The following is a 19,460-nucleotide window of genomic DNA, read 5'->3' on the forward strand; positions in this document are numbered from 1 at the left end:
AGAAGGGGGCTTGCGACTTTCGCAAGCCCCCTTCTCGGGTGTTACACGTTGACGAGCGAGGCGTCGGCCTCCTCGGTCACCACCCTCGCGTTGCGCCTGAAGACCTTGCGCATGAAGAATTCCTTCATGTCGTCCATCAGGGTGTAGGCCACCGGGATGACGAACAGGGTCAGCAGGGTCGAGGTCAACAGACCGCCGATCACCACCACCGCCATGGGCGAGCGGAACTCGGCGCCGGCGCCGATGCCGAGGGCCATCGGCATCATGCCGAGCACCATCGCGGCCGTGGTCATGAGGATCGGGCGCATGCGGACCTGGGCGCCCCGGATGACCGCCTCTCGGCGGGAGTAGCCGCGATCGCGCATCGTCAGCACGAAGTCGACGATGAGGATCGCGTTCTTGGTGACGATACCCATCAGCATGATGACGCCGATGAGGGACATCATGCCGAGCTCCTTGTTGAAGAGGAGCAGGCCTAGGAACGCGCCGCTGATCGAGAGCGGGAGGCTGAACATGATGGTCAGCGGGTGCAGGAAGGAGCTGAACTGCAGCGCGAGGATGAAGAAGATCAGGACGATCCCCATCACCATCGCCTGGCCGAAGCCGTTGAAGGCGTCCTTCTGCTGCTCGGCCTGACCGCCCATCTCGAGGCTGAGCGAGGGGGGCAGCTGGACCTTGGGCAGGACTTCCTTGGTGACGTAGTCGGTCGCCGTGCCGACCGAGACCCCCGGGATCAGGTTGGAGGTGACGTGCACCAGGCGCTGACGGTTCATGCGCTCGATGCTCGCGTAGCCGCCGCCCGTCTCGAGGTTGGCGATCGCCGCCAGGCTGGTGCTGCCGCGCTGCCCCTGGACCATCAGGCTGCCGAGAGAGCTGGCGTCCTTGCGGTAGGCGGGGTCGAGGCGCACCCAGACGTCGACCTCGTTGGCGCCGATGGTCATGGTGTTCGGGGTCTCGCCGGTGGTCGCCAGGCGAAGGGTGTTCGCCAGGGCGGTCGACTGGATCCCGTTCTGGGCCATGCGGACGCGGTCCGGGATGATCCGCAGCTCGGGCTTCTCCTCGCCGAGCGAGGTCTCCACGTCGGCGAAGACGGCGGGGTTCTTGCGCATCAGCGCGGCGATCTTGTCCGAGTAGACGCGCATCTCTTCAAGGCTGTCGCCGTGCAGCCAGATGTCCACCGGCTTGTTGTTGCCGCCGCCGACCATGCTCAGCTCGTCGGCCAGGACCTGGGCGCCGGTGTAGCTCGCGAACATCTCGCGGGCCATCTTGCCCAGCTCCTTGTCGGACTTCGAGCGCGCCTTCTTCTCGACCAGCAGGACGTCCAGCCGGGCCTCGTCCACGTGGCCGTAGGCGCCGATCATGGTGATGACGTTCTTGACGCCGTCGAGGTCCTTGACCTTGCGGGCGACGTTGTTGGCGATCCCCGCGGTCTCGTTCAGGGTGCTGCCCTTGGGCAGCTTGATCCGCAGGACGAACTCGCCGCGGTCCGCCGAGGCCATGAAGCCCTTCTGGATGAAGGCGTTAAGGGAAATGCCGCCGATGAAGGCGACGGTGGCGACCAGGACGACCACCCAGCGGTGGCTGAGGCACCACGCCAGGATGCTTGGGTAGCGGCCCGCGAGGCTGCCTTCCTCTCGCAGGGTGTGGCCCTCCTTGGGCTTCACCTTGAGGAGGTAAGCGGACATCATGGGCGTCAGGGTACGGGCGACCAGAAGCGAGAAGAGCACCGAGAAGGTGACCGTCAGGCCGAAGCTCTTGAAGAACTTGCCGATGTACCCGGACATGAACGACATGGGCAGGAACACCCCCACGATGGTGAGGGTCGTCGCGGTCACCGCCAGCTGGATCTCGCCGGTGGCATTGATGGCGGCCTTGAGAGGGGTTTCGCCCGCCTCCAGGTGGCGGAAGATGTTCTCGAGGTCCACGACCGCGTCGTCGACCAGGATGCCGACCACCAGCGACAGCGCCATCATGGTGATGTTGTTGAAGGTGAACCCGAAGAGGTGCATCGGGATGAAGGCGCCCACGATCGAGATGGGAATGGCCAGGCCGCTGATCAGCATCGCCATCCAGTTGCGCAGGAAGACGAACAGCACCAGGACCGCCAGCAGCGCGCCGATGATCAGGTGCTCCCACACGGCTTCGTTCGACTGCTCGATGAAGTGGGTGGTGTCGGAGGCCTTGGTGATCTTCATGCCCGCGGGCAGGGTGGGAGCGATCTCGGCGATCTTCTTGTCGAGGGCGTGGACCACCTCGACCGAGTTGGCGTCGGTCTGCTTGATGATCGAGAAGAAGACCGCGTCCTGGCCATCGATCGCCGCGTAGGTGGCGCGGTCCTTGATGGTGTCTCGGACCGTGCCGAGGTTCTTGAGCTGGACCTGGGCGCCGCCCGGGGTCGTCACGTACATCCGCGAGAGGTCCTCGAGGCTCTGGAACTTGCCCATGGTACGCAGGGTGAGCTCGCGGGGATCCGCGTTGACCTTGCCGCCGGGCAGGTTGTAGTTCTCGGCCTGGATGGACTGGAAGACGCCGGGCAGGCTCAGGTTGTAGGCCTGAAGGCGCTCGGGGTTGAGGGCGACCTCGTAGGTGCGCTCCACGTTGCCGAGGAGCTGCACCTGGGCGATGCCCTTGATGCGCTCGAGCTTGGGCTTGATGATGTCCTTCATGTAGGTGGAGAGGGCCACGTCGGACATGTTGCCGGTGATCGCGTAGTTGACGATCGGCATCATGCTGGAGCTGAAGCTCAGGTAAGCCGGGGGCCGAACGTCCTTGGGGAGCTTCCAGAGGATACCCGAGACCTTGTCACGGATGTCGTTGGCCGCGTCCTTGGACGCGATCTCGAGCTCCATCTCGCAGATGACCTGGGACACGCCGTCGTTCGACGTCGAGGTGAGGGTCTTGAGGCCGTTGATCCCCGAGAGGGCGTCCTCGATGGGCTTGGTGACCAGGGTCTCGACCTCGGCCGGGGCCGCGCCGGGGTACACCGTCTGCACGACGACGACCGGGAACTCGATGTTGGGGAACAGCTCGAGCGGCATGCTGAAGAACGATCGCAGCCCGAGCAGCGCGATGATCAGCATCATGATGATGGTCGTGACCGGGTTCTTGATAAAGAAGGTCGAGAAGTTGAACCCCTGTTCGGCATTTTCCCCGGGCAGATGGGTGCCGCCGTGGCTCATCGGGCACCTCCCTCGGGCTTGATCGACAGGCCCTCCTTGACGAAGGCGCTGCCCTTGACGATGACCGCTTCACCGCCCTTGAGCCCGCCCGTGATCTCGGCCCAGTCCGCGCCGCGAACGCCGGTCGTGACGCTCACGCGCTGCGCCTTGCCGCTGGTGGCCAAGAAGACGATCTGCTCGGCGCCGTCGGTGACCAGCGCGCCCGCGGGGACCGTCAGGCCCTGGTGGCTGGGGCCTGCGATCGCGGCCGAGACGTTCATGCCGACCTTGAGGCGGCCGTTGCGCGCCAGGTCGACCTTGACGGGGATGAGCCGGCTCTGGGGATCGACCATCGGGGCGATCTCGCTGACCCGGCCGTGGAACGACTCCCCGGGCAGCGCCACCGAGGAGACGAGGACCTTGCCGCCCTCGCGCACCAGCGAGAGGTCGCGCTCGGCGATGGGGAGCTTGACCTGCATCTCGCCGGCCGCGGCGACGGTGACGATGCTCGAGCTGGGCCCAGCCATGGCGCCCAGGTCCAGGCCCTTGGCGACCACGACCCCGGTGATGGGGCTGGTGACGGTGCCGTTGGCGAGCTGGGACTCCATCAGGGAGATGGCGGCCTTGCTCTGCTTGAGCTGGCTGCGCGCGACGCGCACCTGGGTGAGGGCGCTCTTGAGCTGCTGCTGGCTGATCACGCCCTCGGCGGCCAGCTCCTTCATGCGGCTGTAGTTGTCCTCGGCCTGGTCGAGGTTGGCCTCGGCCGAGATGAGCGCGCTCTTCTGCTGCTGGAGCTGCCAGCCGAGCTCGGGGGTCTCGAGGCGCGCGATGACCTGGCCCTTGGTGACGCGATCGCCCTCGGCGACGCTCAGCTCGATGATGCGGCCGCTGGTCTTTGGCATCACGTTGACCTGGCTCTTGGCGATGACGGTGCCGTTGACGACCAGGTCCTCCGAGACGGCTCTCGGGCCGACCACCGTGGTCGAGACGGGGATCGGGGCGGCTTCGGGCTGCTCGGCCTTCGCGTCAGGCTTGGCGCCCCGATGGCATCCTGCCGTGACGGCCACGAGCAGCGGGATCATCAGTCTCGTCAGCTGTTGACGCAATTTAGTATCCTTTCTTAGACAGCTCAGGGCTGTTCTTAGACAGCTCAGGGCTGTTCATAGACAGCTCGGAGCTGCCCTTGGGCTGAGCTGCGCTCTTACGGTTCACGGCCTCGGAGAGGTCGACGCCCAGAGCCTGGGCGAGACCGACTTCGGCCGACTGGAGATCGTAGGTCGCCTGGACGTAGTTGTTCTGCGCCTGGACCAGCTGGGTCTGGGCGTCGATGACCTCATACCCGGTCCCCACCCCCGCGCTATATCTTACTTGCGACATGCGGTGGGACTCCTGCGAGACCTGCAGGCCCTTCTGGGCGATCGCCACCCGGTCGCGGGCGTCCTGGCGGTTCAGCAAGGAGCTCTGAACGTCCATGGACAGGTTGCGCCGGGCCGACTCGATGCTGAGGTCGGTCTGCGCCAGGTCGAGCGTGGAGGCGGACACCTTGGCCTCGGCCTTGCCCCAGTCCAGCACGGTCCATGAGAGGCCCGCCATCAGCATGAAGTTGCGGCCGGTGCCGAGCCCCTGCTGGCTGTACTGCGCCTGGGCCTGGGCCTTGGGCAGGTTCGCCTTCCGGTTGAGGTCAACGGTGGCCTCATCGATCCGGCGCTTGAGCACCAGGGTCTGGAACTCGGGACGGTTCTCGACGGCGTCCTGCAGGTTGAGGTCCATGGTGGCCTCGAGCCTGGGCAGCGCGAGATCCGGGGCGAGCCTTCGATCGCCCACGGGCTCGCCCATGGTCGTCCCGAGGCTCAGGCGCGCGAGCTCCACGGTGTTGGTGACGCTGCGCAGCTGGCCCTGGACGTTGGCGAGCTGCGCTTCGGCCTGCAGCACGTCGAAACGCGTGCCGGTGCCCGCTCGCTCCTTGATCCGCGCTACCTCCAGGTGGGACTGGGACTGCTCGACCGCGCGCAGCGCGACCTCGCGCAGCGACGAAGCCTTGAGCACCTGGAGGTAGCCCCTGGCCGTGTCGTAGGCGGACTTTCGCAGCTGGTTGGAGCGATCGAGCTCACTCATCTTGACGCTGGCATCGGCGATCTTGAGGGCCGAGGCGGTCTGGAAGCCGTCGAAGAGGACCTGGCTGACCGAGAGCGAGTTCTGGATCAGGCCGAACGAGCCGCCCATCCCGGTCGCCCCGGAGAGGCCACCGCCCAGGCCGCCGCCGAGGCCACCCATCCCGCCCAGCCCGCCGATCAGGGCGTTGGAGTCGATGATGTTGTAGTTGACGGCGCTGCTGGTGAGGGTGAGCTGGGGATAGAGGCCGGCGTAGGTCTGGTTGATCTGGCTCTTGGCCTGGGCGATCTTCGCGTCGCTCGCGGCCACCGAGAGGTTGTTGCGCTGGGCGATGGCGATCGCCTCGCCCAGGCCGAGGGTGCCGGCGGCGTACGCGCTCGACGGCGCGCAGACCACGCCTGCGAGCGCGAGCGCGGTGAGGGTCAGACGGAGGTTCATGGCGCGACCCTCTCAGGGTGATAGCTGAGGCCGATCCCGAAGAGCTGGGTCGACTCGTAGGTGTTGGTGGCTCCGGCCCACTGCTGGGTCGCCGTCAGGTCGAGGCGCAGGCCGGGCATGACGTTGTAGCCGAGCAGGATCCCCACGTCACCCCAGGTCACGTCGCCAAGGGCGTAGGGAGCCGAGGACGTGACGGATTTCAGCAGCGGCAGCTTGCCGCGACCGATCACCTCGAGGTCGCCGAAGCGCTTGCCGGCCTCGAGGCCGAGGGCGAGCGCGTGGCGGCTCTGGCTGAAGTCCATGGGCGTGCCGGTCCAGGGCGTGGCGTAGCCCGGGGCGATGAACGAATTGCTGTAGACGAGCTGCGGCAAGAAGTCGATGCCCGCCGCGCGCACGATGTGGCCCGCGCTCAGGCTCCACTCGCTGTGGTCGACGCTCGGCGCCGGGTTCGGCTGGGTCGTGAGCGGCGAGACCTGGATGGGGGCCTTGACGCGGTAGCCCGAGACGCCGAAGACCGCATCGCTCACGCGGTAGCGGGCGTCGGCGACCAGGCCGTTCACGGCCAGGCCCTCGACGGTGCGGCCGCCGGTGTTGACCAGCTGGTTGCGCAGGGCGTAGCCGAGGCCCACCTGGGTGTCGAAGATGGCATTGCCGACGGCAACTTCCTGGGCCGGAGCCTTGGCGAAGGTCGGGCGGTAGGCGGGCACCGGGCGCAGGGTCACGCTCTGGGCGCGGTCGGCTGCGACCTCCTGGCCGACGAAGCCGACCGCGGTGAAGACCAGGACCTGGCGACCCTTGGGGTCGAGCTTGAGGCTGAAGGCGCCCTTCTCGTCGGTGATGGCCGAGCTGATGGCGCCCTGCTGCTGGACGAAGACGCTCGAAAGCGGCTTGCCGTCGGGGCCCTGGACCTTGCCCGAGAGGGGTGCCTCGGCGGGGGCCGCGATGGCGGGGGCCGCGGCGCTCGCGACGAGCGCGAGGGTGGTGATGATGTTTCGCATAGATTCCTCTGTGGTCGCGGCTTACTGGACGGTGACGCTCGCCGCCACGACATGGTCGCCGTTCACGACGAAGGTCATGGGGGTGGGCGTCCCGTTGAGGGTCTTCTGGCTTGTGGTCTGCGGCGCCACGTAGGTGTTGCCGACCTTGGACATGGGGTAGGGGACTGCGCCCGAGAGCAGCTTGAGGCTCCGCGCCGAGGACCACTCCGGGAAAGCGGTGTCGGGGAAGGCGAGGGAGTACACCGGGGTGCCGTTCACGAGATTCATGGACTCGGTGGCGGTCACGGCGCTCAGCGCGCCCGTCTGGCCGAGGTTGGCCTTGTAGGACAGCCCGGAGTCGCAGCCTGCGATCGCGACCAGGCCCAGAGCGCCTAGCAAAACTATTCCGCCAAGCCGCCCACGGCGGCCACCAGCCGAAACATGCCTGGTTTTGTTGGGTGCTCTTTGCGCCAGGGTGAGGAGCTTGGAAGTCATTGGGCCGGTTTCCTTTCGCCGTCGTGTGCGCGGGATCTTGTTCTATGCCATCGGGAGGTTTCTTTTTTTACTTGAGTATATTTTTTACCACTAATCCCGTTAGCCTCGCAAGCGTCGAGGGGCAGGTTCTTTGCCTGGCATTCTTACGATTCGTGACGTTTTGGGGGGCAATCAAACGGGTGTCGGGCATTTCAGGTACCATGGTCACAATTATCGATTATTCGACCATGAAAGAGGATATCCTTGACTCAGACCCAGCCCCCGCGCTTCGACGACTGGTGCCTCAGGCCCGAACTCAACGCCGCCGTCGCGCACATGGGCTTCACTCACCCCACCCCGGTGCAGCATGAAGCGTTCCCGATCGTCGCCGCGCGCAGCGACGTGATGGTCCAGTCCCGCACGGGAACCGGCAAGACGCTGGCCTTCGGACTGCCGCTCTTCGAGCGCCTGGCGGTGGGCGAGCGCAACGTCAAGATCATCGTCATCGTGCCCACCCGCGAGCTCGCGATGCAGGTCGGGATCGAGCTGAGCAAGCTCGCCCGCAGCCTCGACACGCGCGTGGCGACCCTGGTGGGCGGTGCGCCTTACGGCGAGCAGCTCCGGGCCCTGCGCGACGGCGCCGCCGTCGTGGTCGGCACCCCCGGCCGCGTGCGCGACCACCTGAGCCGCGCCACCCTCAAGCTCGACGCCTGCGAGGCGGTCGTCCTGGACGAGGCCGACGAGATCCTGGACATGGGCTTCAAGGACGAGCTCGAGGAGATCCTCGGCAAGCTTCCCGAGGGGCGCCAGACCCTTCTGTTCTCGGCCACCCTCGATAACGACATCGAGGCGATCGCCAAGAAGTACATGCGCGATCCCCAGCGCATCTCCATGGCGTCGAGCGGGGTCTCGACCACCATCCGCCATGCCTTCTACGAAGTCTCGCCCGTGGCGAAGTTCGAGGCCCTGGCCAACGTCCTTCACGTGGAGCGGCCCGAGCTCGCCATCTGCTTCTGCCACACCAAGGCCGAGACCGAGAGCCTCGCCGAGCGCCTCGCCGCCGAGGGCTTCAAGGTCGGCGTACTCAACGGCGATCGCGTCCAGGCCCAGCGCACCCAGACCCTCCAGGCCTTCCGCCAGCGCCAGATCTCGATCCTGGTCGCCACCGACGTGGCGGCGCGCGGCATCGACGTTCGTGGCCTGACGCACGTCATCAACATGGGCGTGCCCCGCAACTCCGAGACCTACGTCCACCGCACCGGCCGGACCGGCCGCGCGGGCAAGGACGGCGTCGCCATCACCCTGGTGGCGCCCCTCGATCGCAGCAAGGTTCGCCGCCTGGCCCTGGATCTGTCGATCGACGGCGCTCCCAAGCCCGTTCCCCAGGCCGCCGAGGTCCAGGAAATCGCGCGCGAGAGCTTCTTCGAGGAGCTCACGAAGCGCACCGACGAGGCGCAGCCCGCCCAGTGGGAGGCCTACGCCGAGGCGCTGCTCGAGAACCTCCCCCCGGCGCGCGTGCTCGCGGTCCTGCTCCAGGACCTGAACGCGGCGACCGGCAGGCTCCCGGTGGGCTACGAGGTCCCCGTCCCGGCCCCCGTTCGCGGCAAGGAGAAGCCGCTGCGCGACAAGCCCAAGCGCTCCGAGCGCGTCGAGCGCAAGGACGGTGCGCGCCCCGAGCGCGGCCAGGAAGCGGGAATGACGCGCCTGACGCTCAACATGGGGCGGCAGAACCGGATGATGCCGGGCTTCCTGGTGCAGTTCGTCTGCCGGAAGTCTGGGATCAACGGCAAGTCCATCGGCGCCATCGAGATCCGCCAGCACCACACCGTCTTCGACGTGCGCGACGCCGACGCCCAGCGCGTCATCCAGGCCATGAACGGTCAGACCGACGAGCGAGGCCGCAAGATCACCGTCTCGCCCGTTTAGCCACCGGACAACTTCAGCCAGCTCCAAGAAAAGATTGCATCGCGCGCGATGCAATCTTTTCTTGATGCGCCCGTTCAACCGGCGTCATACGCATCCTTTACTCTCTTCTTATTCCCTGAGGGCTCGGACGAGAGAAAGGACGGCGCAGGATGATCGGCATCGGTTACGCATTCGGGACGGGCGATCGACATCATTCGCCTTACTTGCCTCAGTATGCCCAGCCCAAGCAGGAAGTGGCCCAGCCCTCCGGCAAGGCCGCCTCGTTCGAGGAGGTGCTGCAAGGCGCGATCGCCCGCCTCTCAACTTAACTTGGCGGCCGAGATCCGCGCCCTGAAGGCCAGGGCCTCCATGGCATCCTGGTAGCTCTTGAGGTGGCGCAGAGCGATCTCGGAAGGGGGCGGGCACAGGAGCGCCCACTCACGCGCGCGCTCCACGAGGATTCCCGCCTCGCGGAAGATGGCGACGGCCGCGAGGCCCATCATCGGGTTGGTCGGCGCCCGGCGCATGGCGAGGGTCCTCAGGTCGATGGGCGGCGACTCCGCGAGCGCGCCGTAGAAGGCCTGCAACCACCCCGGGGTCAGCTCCCAGGTCTCGTGCATGGCATCCCACGCCGCGACCACCCGGGTGGCGCTCTGGCGCAGCGCGGTCCATGCGTTCTCGTCGCAAGGCGGGTCGATGCAGACGACCAGCCCCGGCGTCCCGCCGAGCCCAGTGCCGGGGCCCGCGAACCCGGCCTCGAGGCGCCTCATCTCCGACTGAACGGCCTCCGGCAAATCGAGCAGTCCTGCCCGGTTCGCGTAAACGGTCACCCTGGTGGCGGCATCGAGCGTCGCGAGGACCGCACCGGGCTGCTCGCCCCTTCGGTCCTCGACCGTCGCGACCGCTCGCGCCGCGAGCAGGGCGAGATCGACCGGCGGCGGTGCCTCGGCCGGGTCGATTCGGCGCGCGGAGAGCTGCAAGGTTCGGCTCCCGCGATAGGTGTTGATCTCGGGCTGGTAGGCCAGGTGAACCCAGCCTCCCGTGTAGCCCTCGATCGCGTGAGGCGTCTCGGCGTCCTTGCGCCAGAGCACGACCTCGCGGACCTCGCGGCCGTCGTCGATCTGGAGCGCCACGCGCTTGCCGCTCTGGCGCTTCCCGATGAGGCGCGCGTGCTTGAGGCCGAAGACCGGCGCCGGGTTCTTCTGGCCGAACGGCTCCATGCCGTCCAGGTGCGCGAGCAGCTCGAAGGTGGCCTCGGCGAAGGGCAGCTCGGCATCGAGCCAGACCGCGTCGGGTGGCCGGGTCCAGCCGCGGTCCTCGACGTGCCGGTTCAGGGCCTTTCGCAGGGGGCCGAGCTCCTCGGCGCGCGCCGAGCATCCGGCGGCCTGCGCGTGGCCGCCGAAGCCGAGCAGGTGCGCCTGCGCGGCGTGCAGGGCCTCGTAGAGGTGAAGGCCCTCGGGGCTGCGGCCCGAGCCCTTCCAGATGCCGTCGCCGTGGTGCGAGAAGAGCAGGACCGGCACCCGGTAGCGCTCCTTTATCCGGCCGGCCACGATGCCGGTGATGCCGTGGTGGTAGGCCTCGTCGGCGAGCACCACGAAGGGCTCCGCGTCGAGGTCCAGCTCCTTTTCGATCCGCGCGAGAATCGCATGTTCGAGCTCGGCGTTCAGCTCGCGCCGATCGGCGTTGATGGCATCGAGCCGCTGGGCCAAGGCCCGGGCTTCGCTCGCGTCGTTGGTGGCAAGCAGCTTGAAGCCGATCTCGGGGGTCTCCAGACGGCCCGCCGCGTTCAGGCGCGGGCCGAACTTGAAGCCGATGTGCTGCGGTCCGAACTCCTCCCAGTGGGTCCGGGTGATCTCGCCGAGCGCCTTGACCCCGGGCAGGACCCTTGCCTCGCGCATGCGCCTGATGCCCGCCCAGACCAGCGAGCGGTTGGGACCGTCGAGGGGCACCATGTCCGCCACCGTCCCGATGGCGACCAGGTCCAGGAAGTGCTCCATCCTGCCGGTGAAGCCCCCCTCCAGGGCGATGGCGAGCAGGTAGGCCACCCCCACCCCCGCGAGGTCCCTGAGGTGGGGGAACTCCACCTGGGGGTGAACGATGGCGTGGGCGTCGGGCAGGGTCTCGGGGACCTGGTGGTGGTCGGTCACGATCAGGTCGATCCCGAGCTGCCGTGCCTTCTCGGCCGCCGCGTGGGCCGAGATCCCGTTGTCGCAGGTCACGATCACCTTGGCGCCCTCGGCCGCCAGCCGCTCGACGGCGCCCGGCGTGACGCCGTAGCCGTCCTTGAAGCGATCGGGCAAGTAGGCGCGGGCGTTCGCCTTCATCCCCCTGGCGAGGTAGCGGTAAAGCAGGGTCGAGGAGGTGACGCCGTCGCAGTCGTAGTCCCCGTAGATGACCATCGCCTCGCCGGCGTTCACCGCGCGCCGGATGCGCGCGACGGCGCGCTCCATCCCGGGGGTCATGGGCGCGGAGGCGAGGAACTCCAGGCTGTCCCGGCTCGCGAGGAAGGCCCGGACCTGCTCGCTCGTGCGTAGCCCCCTCAGCCAGAGGACCCGCGCGATCGCGCGGGGCAGCTCCAGGGCCGCGGCGATGGCCGCGACCTCGGCCTCGTCGGCGTTCCGGACGTGCCAGGTCACGGCCGATCCTCCAGGCGGAAGGTGGGGAGCGTCAGGGCGGCCCCCGGCGCGGCGGCAGGCCGGCGGGTCGGGTTGCAGTAGGAGTCGAAGGAGCAGCGCTCGCACTCCGATTTCAGCGTCGGACGCGCGAAGCGCGGATCGTCCGGGGCCGCCTCGTCGAAGGGGGCGAGCACCGCATCGGCCACCTGCTCGAAGGCGCGCCGATCCGCCTCGTGGCTCGCCGCGTCGTAGTCGAAGGCCACTTCTTGCGCCTTGTTCACGTCCCAGTAGACCATCCGCACGGCCTCGGGGGGGATCGGCTCACCCCCGTTGTAGACGTGCCCCGCCTCGACCAGGGCGAAGCGGTAGAGGCGCGTCTGCCAGCTCGCCTGCAGGACGGCGCGGGTCTCCTTGCCGGTCTTCCAGTCCAGGATGCGCCAGGCGGTGCCGTCCTGGACGAGGCGATCGTAGCGGACCATGAAGGGCACCCCCCGGAACTGGAAGTGAAGGGGGGCCTCCGTCCAGCTCCGGGCCGGGGGCACGGCGTGGTCCGAGCGGACGAACATCCCCCACAGCCCGGCGAGGCGAGAGAGGGTCGCGGCCTCGGCCTCGAGGACGGGGGCCACGTCGAGGCCCAGCGCGTGCTGCTGGACCAGCCGGTGGAAGACCTGGCCGGTGCGGATGCGCTCGGAGGCCTCCGGGTCCAGGTCCTTCGCCTGTGGGCCCGGCCAGTAGCGGTTCACGCGGTAGCGCAGGGCGAAACGGCGCTTGCAGACGCTCCAGTCCTTGAGGCTCGCGCTGCTGATCCGCGGCAGCTCCAGGGGGGTCATGCGCCGAATCCTTCCGTCAACGCCTTGATGTGCCACGGAGCCATTCGCTCGGGCTTGAACCCGTGAGCCGAGAGCGTGAGGTTCGCCTCGGCCCGGGTGATGCCCACGTAGAGCAGCCGCAGCCGCTCGGCCACGGCCACCTGCCTTGCGGCGTGCTCGAGGTCCGAAAGGGCCGGCATGGGCGCGGTCCTTGCATGGATGAGCAGCTGCTCGGCCATGAAGGCGTCCCGGTCCCAGATCTCCACCTCCTCGAGCCGCCAGGGGAACCAGGTCTTGCTCTCGAAGTAGTAGCCGAGGTTCGGCATCCAGACGGCCTCGTACTCGGCGCCCTTGGACTTGTGAAGGGTCAAGAATTCGGCCTCGCCGGGCTGAGGAGGGGCGAGCTCGTGACCCGTCGAGGCGATGGCGCGGCGCTCGGCGGTGATGGCGAGCTCGTCCAGCGCGGCCTGGACCTGCGCGAGCGGATCGTCGCGATCGATCCAGGCGTCTCCCTCCGCCGTGGGCTGATAGGGGAGGCGGCCCTGCAGGTCGCGGGCGATCGCGGCGGCCTTGGAGGCGAGCGTCTGGGCCCCCGGGTCGCCGAGCAGCTCGTGGGCGATGGTCGGCAGCAGCTCCAGGGGCGGCAGGTGGCGCGCCCCGAGCAAAGTGCGGCACCGCCTGGCCAGGATCACGGCCGAGGCGTAGTCGGCCTCGTGGAGCGAGGCGGGGCGGCTCGGGGCGAGCCCCTCGGCGGGGTAGATCAAGCCGTCCAGCACGCCGGGGCTCATCAGGTGCGAACGGGTCGCCTTGAGGTCGAAGAGCGGCTCGCGGCGGGCGCTCTGGGTGCCCTCGAGCAGGGAGATGAAGGCCTCGGCCTGGCGCCTGGAGGGGATCGAGAGGAAGTGCAGGGCCCGCTTGAGGACGGTGATGACCGGGCCCGCCTGGACCTGACCGGTGGCCCCCTCGTAGACCGGGATCCCCATCAGGCGCGCCCCGTCCATGTAGGCCTCGGCCATGGGGTTGGTGGGGCACAGCACGGCGACCCGCGCCTCGGGGCGTTTTTGAAGGTAGGCCCGCACCTCGGTCAGGACGCCGTGGCGCTCCTCGTCCTTGGACCCCCAGGTCCTCCAGCGGACCTTGCTGGCGCGCGCGTCGGGGTTCGGCTTGCCTGCGGTGGCCGCGCGCACCGCCACGCGGTCGAAGGCGTCGCGCACGACCGGGTCCGGGTGCTCCTGCGAGATGGCGACGAGGGTGTTGGCCAGGTCCATGATGGGCTGGCCGCTGCGGCTGCTCTCGTCCATGGTCACCCGGCGCCCCTCGGCGGCGCACGCGTCGCAGAAGGCGCGGAAGAAGCGCGGGTCGTTGAAGGTGAAGCTGCTGGTGATGGCCTGGTTGGAGTCGCCGACTCGCACGAGGTTGCCGCTTCCCCCGTGCTCAAGGGAGGTGAGCAGGCCGATGAGGCGATTCTGGGCGGGGGTCGAGTCCTGGGCCTCGTCCTCCATCACGAAGCGGTGGCGCTTCTGGTACCAGCGACGCAGGGCCTCGTTCGTCTCCAGCAGTACGATCGCCTGCTGGACCTGATCGTCGTAGTCCACGGCGCGCCGCTGCTTGAGCTCGTTCAAGTACGCCCGGTAAAGGTAGGGGATCTCGGGCTGGAACGCCCCGAGCACCCCCTCGACCTCGTCGGGGCCGAGCTGGAAGTTCTTGGCCGCCGAGATGGCCTTGCGGGCCGCGGCGAGGCAGCGCCGGCGGGGATCCTCGTCGCGCGGGCCGGAACCGGTGGCGCGGTAGCGCCCTTCCCACTCCCTGCGCGCGGCGGGGTCCTGGAGGTAGGCGTCCAGGTGGGGCAGGAGCAGCAGCTCCTGCTCGCCTTCGGAGAGGATCGTAAGGCCCTCGCCGGCCTCGTCGGCTGCGGCATAGCGCTCGTAATGGCGCTTGACGACCGACAGGCAGAAGGCGTGGATGGTGCTCGCCGTCAGGCCGTAGGCCGAGAGGTTGCGCTCGGCGAGCAGCCTTGCGATCCGGCGCTTGAAGGTGCTCGCCGCGGAGCGCATGTAGGTCAGGATCAGGATCTCGGAGGGCCTGGCGTGTCCTTCCTCGATCAGCTTGGCCGCGAGCCGGGTCAGGATGAAGGTCTTGCCGGCACCTGGGACGGCCGCGATCGCGAGCTTGCCGCCCGCGTAGGCGAGGATCTCGCGCTGGGCCGGGCGAAGGCTCTCGGTCTCGACGGTCATGAGCGCCTCCCGGCGATGGTCTCCAGCAGCCAGGGCAGCTCGCCCGCCTGCTCGCGTCCCTCGGCGTCCGTGAGGCAGCCGAAGACCCTGAGGCTCTCGCTCGGCAGCCGGCACAGGGCCCAGAGGGTCTTTGCCAGCTTGTCGGCGGCGTCGCGCTCCTCTTGCTCCACGTCGTACGTCCCGCCGGGATAGCGCCGGGCGAGCACCCGGGCGTTGGTCAGCTCCTTGCGATCGCGCTTGAGCCAGCGGGGCGAGCCGAAGTCCAGCAGGTAGAGGTGCTTGAGCGGCCGCGAGCGGCTGCCCAGGTCCTTCTCGGCGAGCTGGCTGGCGCTTGCCAGGGTGATCGAGACCCGGTGCGGCTCGCGGCGGAAGAAGGGCCGCTCTGCGATGGTGCCGGCGTGCAGGAAGCGCAGGAAGCCCCAGCCCCAGCCGTCGCGGCCGGGAAGAGTCGGCTCGCCGACCTGGCTCGCCGCGGGGCCGATCCGCTCGAGCAGATCGCGGTAGGCCTCGGCGAGCTCGATGAGCTGGCCGATCTGGCTGATCTCGCGTTGCCAGGCCTCATCCAGCGAGGCGTCGCGCTCGCGCGAGAGCCGGGCGCTCGCGTACCGTTGGGCGAAGGCCTGGCGGATGAAGGCAGAAAGGTCCATCCGCGGCGCTTCGGCGCGCCTGGCCTCGATCCACGCGTGAAGGGAGCGGTACTGCTCGAGCGCCTGGTCGCCGACAGCCTCGCCCGAGAGCACGAGGCGCTCGGGCGAGGCGAGGCCGCTCGCCTCGGCGAGGTGGTCGGCCAGCCGTCCCAGCTGAAGGGGATTCAGCCCCGTCTCCAGCTCGAGCAGCTCGATCCACTCGTAGCGGCCCGGGGGCAGATCCCACTCGGGATGGCACAGCTTGGCCAGGGTCATGAGGATGCGCACGGCGCGGTTCTGGATCAGGCGGTTGGTCCCGGCGAAGACGTACAGCGACATCCCCTTGGCCGCCAGGCGGTGCTGAAGGCCCCACAGCAGGAAGGCATCGATCGCCGGCGCGACGAGCGCGACCTCGTCGCGCGCGACCCCCTGCTCGAAGCGATCGAGCAGATCGCTAGCGACCGCGTCGAGCATCTCCTCGAAGGAGTAGCGGTCCTCCCGGTGCAGCACCCCCTCGAGCGACGGCAAGGCCGCGGCCTGGTAACCGTCGAGCACCCCCTCGTGCAGGGCCGCGCCGAGGCGGGCGAGAGCTTCTTGCGCCGGGCCGGGTCCAGGGCTCGGCGCCTGGTCCTCGGCCTCCCAGCCCTGGACCAGGTCCCAGGCGGCGTCGGGATCGGCGCCCACGTACGCGCGCAGCCCCCCGCGGATGGGGCCCGATCGGCTCGTATCCGCCTGGAGCGTGGCGAAGACGCTGACCCCCTCGTCGGCGAGCACCCGGATGATCCCCTGCAGGCGCGGCGGCAGCTCGTCGAGTCGCTCGACCAGCAGGTGACCAAGCCTTGCGACCAGCTGCCGGCGGTACAGCGGGTCGGCGAAGAGCAGGCTCGCGTAAAGCTCGAGCTGCAGGCCGTGATCCAGCAGCCGGAACCCGAGCATGGTCGAGACGTACACCTCGAGGCTCGCCTCCACCCCCTCGAAGAGGGGCGCGTCCCCGATGGCCCCCTGCGCCAGGCGCCCGGCGATGCGCCGCGCGAGCAGGGCGCTCGGGGTGAGCCCCGATGAGGAGGTTCCGGGGTCGGCGGGGCTCAGGCCCGCTTCGATCGGAGCGCGCCGGGGGTCGAGCAGCCCGAAGCCGTTCTCGACGCCGCGCGCGAGGGCATCGAGCAACTGGATATTGATCAGGTGGGGCGGGCTCTGGGCCGCGGAGAGGGCGTGGACCTCGCCCGTTCGAAGATGCCCGGTGAAGCGGTTCATGAGGTACTGGGAGAGGTCGATGGCCGTGAAGACCGGCTCCGCGTAGCGCCGGGGCTTGCCGTCAGCGCCCAGCGACGCGAGGCCGAGCGCGTCGAGCTTCGCGTCGACCAGGGGCCAGTACAGGCGCAGCTCCTCCTTGATGAAGGCGGCGGGGCTCTGAACGCGCTGCTGGCCGGTCGCGATCGCAAGACCCGCCTCGGCAGGCACCGGCCGCGCCTCCGGGGCGATGTGCGGCTCGGACTCCCCTTTCAGCAGCGAGGTCCAGCGGGTGCGCGTCGCGCCCTCGAGCCAGACCTGGACCTCCTGGCTGGGAACCCCTTCGCTCAAGAGCCCGGCGTAGCGTTCCCAGAGGGCGTGCGACAGCATCTCGCGCGGCATCCCGGCGAGATAGGCACTGGGCATAGCTGAGGCGGACGCGCGCATGGCCGAAGTCCAATGGTTACGAGCAGGGGATCCCCCTCATCTTAACAGGCGAAGGTTATCCCCTCAAGGCGAATCGCCGAGCGGAGTGGACGCTCGGCGAGAACCCGAGCCGGGCGCGCGACCCGCTCGACGCCCGAAAGCTGGACGCGCGTCGGGTGGGCGTGTAACCTGGGGGGAAAGCGTCTTACATTTCGAGGTACCATACGATGCCCATGCTCGAGTTCAACCGCGCCGAACAGCAGACCCTGCTCGAGGCCATCCGTCGCTACATGACGTCCAACCAGTCTCCTCCCGTCTTCCTGATCGGCAACCAGGCGATCACCGCGCTCAACCAGCGCCGGCGGACCCCCGGCCCCATCCGGGTCCAGGTCCCCACCACGACCGTCACCCTCATGCGCGCCGCCTTGACCGACTACTCCCGCCACAACGAGGGCGACTTCGAGCCCCTCCTGGCCAAGCTGCCGTCGTAGCCGCGCCAACCCCGGTTCTGGCCCCCGCCGCGAAAGACGCGGCGGGGGCCTTTGTTTGGGCCTCGGAATGTCAAAGGTGAATGTATCGCCCCGGGGGTTGACATTTAGCTATGTCGTTCGTACATTTGGACATAGCCAACCAGCGCGGCCGACCGGGTCGCGCGCGCCCTCTTGAGACAGGATTCAGCGCATGACTCCCGACACGACCCTAAAGGAAGGCGCGAAGGCGCGGCTCGCGGCCGCTCGTTCTCGCATCGACGCGATCGTTGCCGCGATCGCCGAGCACGAGCGGGAAATCACGGCCCTGCGAGCTCAGCTGCCCGACCTGCAGTTCGAGGAGGCAGCCATGCGCTACATCGTCGAGGGCACGCTTCCTCAGGCGCCGAGCGCTCCGGCTGCGCCCACCGCGCCGCGCCGCAAGCTCAGCCGCTCGGAGCTTATCGCGGTGATCAAGGATCGGATGGCCGGGCTCGGCCATCCGGTCGAGGTCGGCGACCTTCACGCGTACCTCGAGCAGGACGAGGCGATCGACCTGGGCGCCAACGCCCGCAACTACCTCTGCGGCGTCCTGAGCCGCAACAAGGACACCCACTTCGCGAGCCTCGGGAAGGGTGAATGGTGGCTTGCCGGCCACCATTCGCTCTGAGCCAGGATCGCCAAAAAGAAACGAGCGGCGCGTTGCCGCGCGCCGCTCGTCATCAGAATCCTCGCCGTCGGGTTGCCGCCCTGGCGAGGCGTCTCCCCCCGTGTTCAGCAAGAGGAGGCCTTCGATGCCCCAGCATAACCCGCACCGCTCCACCGCGTCCAGCCCCGACTTCGACCACTTCCGCCGGCTCTACGCCCACACCTGGAAACCGGGCTGCGAGCGCGTGCGCTGGGTGACCTCGATCCTCGAGGCGCGCGGCATCCGCTTCGAGGTCGATGGCTTCATGGCCGACAGCGACCAGTGGGCCAGCGAGCGCCCGGCCGAGCGCCACGTCCCCGACATCCGGATCCTGGCGTCGTAGGGGGAAGACAATGAGCAAGCAGCAACCATCGCGTCCCATCCGCCTCGAGGTGACCGGCACCGACAGCCCCGGAGTTTCCCTGCAAGCTCCGCTCTGGGTGCTGGAGGGCAAGGGGCGCTATGCCGACGCCCACCCCGGCGAGGACATCTACATCGTCCACGTGCTGAACGGCCCTCGCCTCAAGCGCCCGATCGTGAGGGTCCTGCCGGCGCGCGGCCTGTGCGATCGCTATCCGGTCGAGGTCAAGCGCTTCTACGGCACGCCGGAGCGCTACCTGGTCATCCCGGTGACGGCCCCCGAGATCATGCGCGAGGAGGTCTTCTTCCGCTGGCTCGCCGAGCGCACCCGGCCCGAGGATCGCCAGCAGCGCCTTCCGCTCTTCGCCCTTTGACCCTCGGTTGTCGTCCGGGCCGGGGTCGGTCATAATGCAAAGGGCCCCCTTGATCAAGTCGCAGGCAAAGGACGAGGACCATGACCGAACGCGTGACTGACATCGCCCGTCTCATCGACCAGTTGCCCATCTTCGCCGACCTGTCGTCGACGGAGGCTGACCAGCTCGCCTCCTACTTCCGGCTCAAGAAGTGGGTGAGCGGCGAGGTCCTCTTCCACGAGGGCGAGAACTCCCGCGACCTGATCTTCCTGGTGAGTGGCTCGGTCGCCATCCGCAAGAAGGACAAGATCGGCCAGCAAAAGGACATCGCCAAGATGGACGGCAAGAACGTCCTGGGCGAGGCGGCCTTCGTCGACAGCAGCCTGCGCTCGGCGACGGCGGTGGCCACCGCCGACACCATCGGGATCGCCATGACCCCGGATCACCTCGATTCGATCTGCGAGTACAACCCGGCGCTCGCCATCAAGCTCCTCAAGAAGATCAATCGCCTGCTCGCGCTCAAGCTGCGCAAGACCTCCAAGGAGTTCGCCGAGGTCGCCGCGGCCTCGAAGGCGTAGGGGGAAAAAG

General features: G+C 68.5%; 15 protein-coding genes. 6 read left to right on the top strand and 9 right to left on the bottom strand.

Annotated features, from left to right (window positions below):
• Positions 1-41: 41 nt before the first annotated feature.
• Genes V6D00_09675 through V6D00_09695 form a run of 5 tightly spaced genes read right to left on the bottom strand, consistent with a single transcriptional unit; the run spans position 42 to position 7,084 of the window.
• Positions 42-3,179 carry an efflux RND transporter permease subunit gene (locus V6D00_09675; GenBank protein ID HEY9899437.1) on the bottom strand — a complete coding sequence of 1,046 codons (3,138 nt, stop codon included), beginning with the start codon at positions 3,177-3,179 and terminating at the stop codon, positions 42-44.
• Positions 3,176-4,264, bottom strand: coding sequence for an efflux RND transporter periplasmic adaptor subunit (locus V6D00_09680; GenBank protein HEY9899438.1), 1,089 nt, complete (start codon positions 4,262-4,264; stop codon positions 3,176-3,178). The genes V6D00_09675 and V6D00_09680 overlap by 4 nt, the downstream gene beginning before the upstream one ends.
• 1 nt (position 4,265) lies before the next feature.
• Positions 4,266-5,708: a TolC family protein gene (locus V6D00_09685; GenBank protein HEY9899439.1), complete on the bottom strand. Its 1,443-nt coding sequence runs from the start codon at positions 5,706-5,708 to the stop codon at positions 4,266-4,268.
• Positions 5,705-6,706 (bottom strand): carboxypeptidase regulatory-like domain-containing protein, encoded by a 1,002-nt coding sequence (locus V6D00_09690; GenBank protein ID HEY9899440.1) that lies wholly within the window; start codon positions 6,704-6,706, stop codon positions 5,705-5,707. The genes V6D00_09685 and V6D00_09690 overlap by 4 nt, the downstream gene beginning before the upstream one ends.
• A 21-nt stretch (positions 6,707-6,727) precedes the next feature.
• Positions 6,728-7,084 (bottom strand): hypothetical protein, encoded by a 357-nt coding sequence (locus V6D00_09695; GenBank protein HEY9899441.1) that lies wholly within the window; start codon positions 7,082-7,084, stop codon positions 6,728-6,730.
• Between the two features lie 339 nt (positions 7,085-7,423).
• On the opposite strand from V6D00_09695, the gene V6D00_09700 reads away from it, so the two are divergent.
• Positions 7,424-9,085 carry a DEAD/DEAH box helicase gene (locus tag V6D00_09700; GenBank protein HEY9899442.1) on the top strand — a complete coding sequence of 554 codons (1,662 nt, stop codon included), beginning with the start codon at positions 7,424-7,426 and terminating at the stop codon, positions 9,083-9,085.
• 299 nt (positions 9,086-9,384) lie between these two features.
• Here the strand turns inward: V6D00_09700 and recJ are convergent, their stop codons facing one another.
• From recJ to V6D00_09720, 4 genes are read right to left on the bottom strand one after another with little or no spacing between them, the layout of a single operon-like run.
• Positions 9,385-11,700 carry a single-stranded-DNA-specific exonuclease RecJ gene (gene recJ, locus V6D00_09705; protein HEY9899443.1) on the bottom strand — a complete coding sequence of 772 codons (2,316 nt, stop codon included), beginning with the start codon at positions 11,698-11,700 and terminating at the stop codon, positions 9,385-9,387.
• Positions 11,697-12,509, bottom strand: coding sequence for a PD-(D/E)XK nuclease family protein (locus V6D00_09710; GenBank protein ID HEY9899444.1), 813 nt, complete (start codon positions 12,507-12,509; stop codon positions 11,697-11,699). Before V6D00_09710 ends, recJ begins: the two co-directional genes overlap by 4 nt.
• Positions 12,506-14,722 carry an ATP-dependent helicase gene (locus V6D00_09715; GenBank protein ID HEY9899445.1) on the bottom strand — a complete coding sequence of 739 codons (2,217 nt, stop codon included), beginning with the start codon at positions 14,720-14,722 and terminating at the stop codon, positions 12,506-12,508. Before V6D00_09715 ends, V6D00_09710 begins: the two co-directional genes overlap by 4 nt.
• Complete coding sequence (locus V6D00_09720) at positions 14,719-17,004, bottom strand: hypothetical protein (protein HEY9899446.1); 2,286 nt, start codon at positions 17,002-17,004, stop codon at positions 14,719-14,721. Before V6D00_09720 ends, V6D00_09715 begins: the two co-directional genes overlap by 4 nt.
• Before the next feature lie 227 nt (positions 17,005-17,231).
• On the opposite strand from V6D00_09720, the gene V6D00_09725 reads away from it, so the two are divergent.
• The 5 genes from V6D00_09725 (at position 17,232) to V6D00_09745 (ending at position 19,450) form a co-directional block, all read left to right on the top strand.
• Entirely contained in the window at positions 17,232-17,495 is a 264-nt protein-coding gene (locus V6D00_09725) for a hypothetical protein (protein HEY9899447.1), read from the top strand.
• Between the two features lie 190 nt (positions 17,496-17,685).
• Positions 17,686-18,141 (top strand): hypothetical protein, encoded by a 456-nt coding sequence (locus V6D00_09730; protein ID HEY9899448.1) that lies wholly within the window; start codon positions 17,686-17,688, stop codon positions 18,139-18,141.
• Positions 18,142-18,265: 124 nt separating this feature from the next.
• Positions 18,266-18,502: a hypothetical protein gene (locus V6D00_09735; GenBank protein HEY9899449.1), complete on the top strand. Its 237-nt coding sequence runs from the start codon at positions 18,266-18,268 to the stop codon at positions 18,500-18,502.
• 10 nt (positions 18,503-18,512) lie between these two features.
• A complete protein-coding gene (locus V6D00_09740; GenBank protein ID HEY9899450.1) occupies positions 18,513-18,893 on the top strand; it encodes a hypothetical protein in 381 nt (126 codons plus the stop codon).
• 80 nt (positions 18,894-18,973) lie between these two features.
• Positions 18,974-19,450 (top strand): cyclic nucleotide-binding domain-containing protein, encoded by a 477-nt coding sequence (locus tag V6D00_09745; protein HEY9899451.1) that lies wholly within the window; start codon positions 18,974-18,976, stop codon positions 19,448-19,450.
• Positions 19,451-19,460: the final 10 nt, after the last annotated feature.

Source organism: Pantanalinema sp., assembly GCA_036704125.1.
In the GTDB taxonomy this organism is placed as follows: domain Bacteria; phylum Cyanobacteriota; class Sericytochromatia; order S15B-MN24; family UBA4093; genus JAGIBK01.